The organism is Arthrobacter sp. TJ-236 (assembly GCF_058269235.1).
In genome coordinates this window covers 1-5940 of sequence record NZ_JBZCNI010000012.1, presented here as the reverse complement: position 1 = coordinate 5940, position 5940 = coordinate 1, and the positions used below count along the sequence as shown (strand labels likewise).

Sequence of the window (5940 nt, the reverse complement as noted above, 5' to 3'; positions counted from 1 at the left end):
TTGTCCGGCGGTGTCCTACTCTCCCACACTCTCTCGGGTGCAGTACCATCGGCGCTGTGGGTCTTAGCTTCCGGGTTCGGAATGGGACCGGGCGTTTCCCCCACGCTATGACCGCCGTAACCTTGTGTACCGGCCTGACCAGTGACCCTCGACCATAGTCCCGTGTGTGGCATCCCTGATAGGGGTGCCCGCGTGTGGGTGGTGGGTGTGGTGGCGGTAAATTTTGTGTGACCCGTGACCGACACACCTCGGGTGTGAGGGGTGTGGCGTGGGTTCTGGTTACAACTTCTTTGTATTGAGTTGTGTGGTGGTTCCTGTTGTTGGTTGGGAACCGCATAGTGGACGCGTAGCATATTTGATCTTCACCCTCCCCTGGTAGGAGCCCCGTAATGGGGTTCCGTGGGTGGGTGTGTGGTGTAAGTTATCGGCTTATTAGTACCGGTCAGCTTCGCAGGTCTGTAGTCCCTGCTTCCACATCCGGCCTATCAACCCAGTGGTCTGGCTGGGGGCCTCTCACACTCTAGGTGTATGGAAATCTCATCTTGAAGCAGGCTTCCCGCTTAGATGCTTTCAGCGGTTATCCCATCCGAACGTAGCTAATCAGCGGTGCACTTGGCAGTACAACTGACACACCAGAGGTTCGTCCGTCCCGGTCCTCTCGTACTAAGGACAGCCCTTCTCAAATTTCCTGCGCGCGCAGCGGATAGGGACCGAACTGTCTCACGACGTTCTAAACCCAGCTCGCGTACCGCTTTAATGGGCGAACAGCCCAACCCTTGGGACCTACTCCAGCCCCAGGATGCGACGAGCCGACATCGAGGTGCCAAACCATGCCGTCGATATGGACTCTTGGGCAAGATCAGCCTGTTATCCCCGAGGTACCTTTTATCCGTTGAGCGACGGCCATTCCACAATGTGCCGCCGGATCACTAGTCCCGACTTTCGTCCCTGCTTGAGATGTCTCTCTCGCAGTCAAGCTCCCTTGTGCACTTACACTCGCCACCTGATTGCCAACCAGGCTGAGGGAACCTTTGGGCGCCTCCGTTACTTTTTAGGAGGCAACCGCCCCAGTTAAACTACCCATCAGGCACTGTCCCTGACCCGGATTACGGGCCGAAGTTAGATATCCAGAGTGACCAGAGTGGTATTTCAACGATGACTCCACATGAACTAGCGTCCACGCTTCACAGTCTCCCACCTATCCTACACAAGCCACACCGAACACCAATACCAAACTATAGTGAAGGTCTCGGGGTCTTTCCGTCCTGCTGCGCGTAACGAGCATCTTTACTCGTACTGCAATTTCGCCGAGTTTATGGTTGAGACAGCGGGGAAGTCGTTACTCCATTCGTGCAGGTCGGAACTTACCCGACAAGGAATTTCGCTACCTTAGGATGGTTATAGTTACCACCGCCGTTTACTGGGGCTTAAATTCCCAGCTTCGTCCCACGCAAGCGTGAAACTAACCGGTCCTCTTAACCTTCCAGCACCGGGCAGGAGTCAGTCCGTATACATCGTCTTGCGACTTCGCACGGACCTGTGTTTTTAGTAAACAGTCGCTTCCCCCTGGTCTCTGCGGCCCTGATCCGCTCCGGCGAGCAAGTCGCCATCACAGTTGGGGCCCCCCTTCTCCCGAAGTTACGGGGGCATTTTGCCGAGTTCCTTAACCATAATTCTCTCGATCGCCTTAGTATTCTCTACCTGATCACCTGTGTCGGTTTGGGGTACGGGCAGCTAGAACCTCGCGCCGATGCTTTTCTAGGCAGCATAGGATCACCGAATTCCCCCATACGGGGGTCCCATCAGATCTCAAGCACGGTATCTAAACCAGAACCACGGATTTGCCTATGGTTCGCCCTACATCCTTAGACCGGGACTACCATCGCCCGGCTCGGCTACCTTCCTGCGTCACACCTGTTAATACGCTTACCTCCCGAGATCAGGTCCCGCGATCCACAAAAAACCACGTCACCACAAGGGTGGGCGGTCATGCTTCTGGCGGTTAGTATCCCTCGATCAGTATTGGCGGTTCTTCGCCGGTACGGGAATATCAACCCGTTGTCCATCGACTACGCCTGTCGGCCTCGCCTTAGGTCCCGACTTACCCAGGGCAGATTAGCTTGACCCTGGAACCCTTGATCATTCGGCGGACGGGTTTCTCACCCGTCTTTCGCTACTCATGCCTGCATTCTCACTCGTGTAGGCTCCACCGCTGGTTCACACCGCGACTTCACTGCCCACACGACGCTCCCCTACCCATCCACACCCTTGAACCAAGAGAACAAGTCTCCGGCTTGGGATATATGTGAATGCCACAACTTCGGCGGTGTACTTGAGCCCCGCTACATTGTCGGCGCGGAATCACTTGACCAGTGAGCTATTACGCACTCTTTCAAGGGTGGCTGCTTCTAAGCCAACCTCCTGGTTGTCTGGGCAACTCCACATCCTTTCCCACTTAGCACACGCTTAGGGGCCTTAGTTGGTGGTCTGGGCTGTTTCCCTCTCGACTATGAAGCTTATCCCCCACAGTCTCACTGCTGCGCTCTCACTTACCGGCATTCGGAGTTTGGCTGACGTCAGTAACCTTGTAGGGCCCATTAGCCATCCAGTAGCTCTACCTCCGATAAGAAACACGCAACGCTGCACCTAAATGCATTTCGGGGAGAACCAGCTATCACGAAGTTTGATTGGCCTTTCACCCCTACCCACAGCTCATCCCCTCCATTTTCAACTGAAGTGGGTTCGGTCCTCCACGACGTCTTACCGTCGCTTCAACCTGGCCATGGGTAGATCACTTCGCTTCGGGTCTAGATCACGCCACTCTGGTCGCCCTATTCAGACTCGCTTTCGCTACGGCTTCCCCACACGGGTTAACCTCGCGACGTAACACTAACTCGCAGGCTCATTCTTCAAAAGGCACGCCGTCACAGAAACAAGTCTGCTCCGACGGTTTGTAGGCACACGGTTTCAGGTACTATTTCACTCCCCTCCCGGGGTACTTTTCACCTTTCCCTCACGGTACTGGTCCGCTATCGGTCATCAGGGAGTATTTAGGCTTACCAGGTGGTCCTGGCAGATTCGCACGGGATTTCTCGGGCCCCGTGCTACTTGGGATCCTCTCCAAACGGCGTCACGCATTACGGTTACGGGACTTACACCCTCTCCGGTCGGGCTTTCAAACCCGTTCACCTATACGCACGCACTCATTTCACCAGTCCGGCAGAACTGGAACGGAAAGTCCCACAACCCCAGTGATGCAACGCCCGCCGGCTATCACACACCACTGGTTTAGCCTGTTCCGCGTTCGCTCGCCACTACTAACGGAATCACTATTGTTTTCTCTTCCTGTGGGTACTGAGATGTTTCACTTCCCCACGTTCCCTCCACGTACCCTATGTGTTCAGATACGGGTCACCCGGTCACTCGCGCGCCGGGCGGGGTTTCCCCATTCGGACATCCTGGGATCAAAGTTCGGTTATCAACTCCCCCAGGCTTATCGCAGATTCCCACGTCCTTCTTCGGCTCCTGATGCCAAGGCATCCACCGTGTGCCCTTAAAAACTTGACCACTAAGATCAAAAACATATCGAGAAAACCAGGCACGAACACACACGCACTCCCCACCCCGAAAGGCTAGGACCACGCATCCACTCGAAACCAGATTTATCTTAGAAATTGCTTCTTTTTAAGATGCTCGCGTCCACTATGCAGTTCTCAACCAACAACCCCGACACACCCGCAAGCCACCCCACAAGGGACGACCACAGCATGCGCAGGAAAACCAGAAACAACCAAACCCCACCCCCCACAGCCACGCACCAACCCACCCCCCACAACCACCGACAGCGACCAGCACCCCAACCAAGGGACACCACCACCAAACCGACAACCACGAAGAACACGTCACCACGCACCACGAAGAACAGGGCCCTGTTATCTCAGGACCCAACAGTGTGCCAAACGATAACCACCACCAGCCCAACCCGCTCTTTCCAACCCACTCACCCCACACCCACACACCCCGACCCCCGAAAGGGACAGGACACACGAGCCCAGGACAACCAGACGTACTCGAGCCGGCCAACACCAGCAAGCGACACCTATTCATTGATATTCCACCCATGAGCACCCACCGCGGAACAAACGCCCGCGCTATGGGCTGACTCCTGCGTCCCACACACCCACCACTGAGGACAGGCACATGACGACGAGGCGCTCCTTAGAAAGGAGGTGATCCAGCCGCACCTTCCGGTACGGCTACCTTGTTACGACTTAGTCCCAATCGCCGGTCCCACCTTCGACGGCTCCCTCCCACAAGGGGTTAGGCCACCGGCTTCGGGTGTTACCAACTTTCGTGACTTGACGGGCGGTGTGTACAAGGCCCGGGAACGTATTCACCGCAGCGTTGCTGATCTGCGATTACTAGCGACTCCAACTTCATGAGGTCGAGTTGCAGACCTCAATCCGAACTGAGACCGGCTTTTTGGGATTAGCTCCACCTCACAGTATCGCAACCCTTTGTACCGGCCATTGTAGCATGCGTGAAGCCCAAGACATAAGGGGCATGATGATTTGACGTCGTCCCCACCTTCCTCCGAGTTGACCCCGGCAGTCTCCCATGAGTCCCCGGCATAACCCGCTGGCAACATGGAACGAGGGTTGCGCTCGTTGCGGGACTTAACCCAACATCTCACGACACGAGCTGACGACAACCATGCACCACCTGTAAACCGGCCACAAGTGGCTGACACATCTCTGCATCATTCCGGTTCATGTCAAGCCTTGGTAAGGTTCTTCGCGTTGCATCGAATTAATCCGCATGCTCCGCCGCTTGTGCGGGCCCCCGTCAATTCCTTTGAGTTTTAGCCTTGCGGCCGTACTCCCCAGGCGGGGCACTTAATGCGTTAGCTACGGCGCGGAAAACGTGGAATGTCCCCCACACCTAGTGCCCAACGTTTACGGCATGGACTACCAGGGTATCTAATCCTGTTCGCTCCCCATGCTTTCGCTCCTCAGCGTCAGTTACAGCCCAGAGACCTGCCTTCGCCATCGGTGTTCCTCCTGATATCTGCGCATTTCACCGCTACACCAGGAATTCCAGTCTCCCCTACTGCACTCTAGTCTGCCCGTACCCACCGCAGATCCGGAGTTAAGCCCCGGACTTTCACGGCAGACGCGACAAACCGCCTACGAGCTCTTTACGCCCAATAATTCCGGATAACGCTTGCGCCCTACGTATTACCGCGGCTGCTGGCACGTAGTTAGCCGGCGCTTCTTCTGCAGGTACCGTCACCAACCCCGAAAGACCGGCTTCTTCCCTACTGAAAGAGGTTTACAACCCGAAGGCCTTCATCCCTCACGCGGCGTCGCTGCATCAGGCTTGCGCCCATTGTGCAATATTCCCCACTGCTGCCTCCCGTAGGAGTCTGGGCCGTGTCTCAGTCCCAGTGTGGCCGGTCACCCTCTCAGGCCGGCTACCCGTCGTCGCCTTGGTAGGCCATTACCCCACCAACAAGCTGATAGGCCGCGAGTCCATCCAAAACCGCAAAAGCTTTCCACCAACACCGCATGCGCGGGAAGGTCGTATCCAGTATTAGACCCGGTTTCCCAGGCTTATCCCAGAGTCAAGGGCAGGTTACTCACGTGTTACTCACCCGTTCGCCACTAATCCCCCCACAAGTGAGGTTCATCGTTCGACTTGCATGTGTTAAGCACGCCGCCAGCGTTCATCCTGAGCCAGGATCAAACTCTCCGTAAATGATTCACAGACACAACAACGAAACCCGGGAAAACGAGCAACACTGCTGCACAAAATTCGAAACCAGCCAAAAAAACCAGCCACCACACCAGGTGCGGCAACCAGCAAATTCAACCAATCAAAAAACAATCGGTATCAACAAACTTGGCACACTATTGAGTTCTCAAACAACAGGAGCAACCG

1 protein-coding gene and 3 rRNA genes are annotated in these 5940 nt (G+C 55.8%); 1 reads left to right on the top strand and 3 read right to left on the bottom strand.

Annotated elements, in window-relative coordinates; genetic code table 11:
* Nucleotides 1-2: 2 nt before the first annotated feature.
* The 3 genes from rrf to AC4D16_RS16905 form a co-directional block, all read right to left on the bottom strand.
* Nucleotides 3-119, bottom strand: a 5S ribosomal RNA gene (gene rrf / locus AC4D16_RS16915).
* 292 nt (nt 120-411) lie between these two features.
* Nucleotides 412-3567, bottom strand: a 23S ribosomal RNA gene (locus AC4D16_RS16910).
* A gap of 655 nt (nt 3568-4222) precedes the next feature.
* Nucleotides 4223-5757 (bottom strand): 16S ribosomal RNA (locus AC4D16_RS16905).
* The 16S, 23S and 5S rRNA genes sit together here, the layout of an rRNA operon.
* Between AC4D16_RS16905 and AC4D16_RS16900 the strand changes: the two genes are divergently transcribed.
* Nucleotides 5757-5940: hypothetical protein (locus AC4D16_RS16900; RefSeq protein WP_490951136.1), on the top strand; the 184-nt coding region annotated here is incomplete at its 3' end. The two genes, AC4D16_RS16905 and AC4D16_RS16900, sit on opposite strands and share 1 nt — an antisense overlap.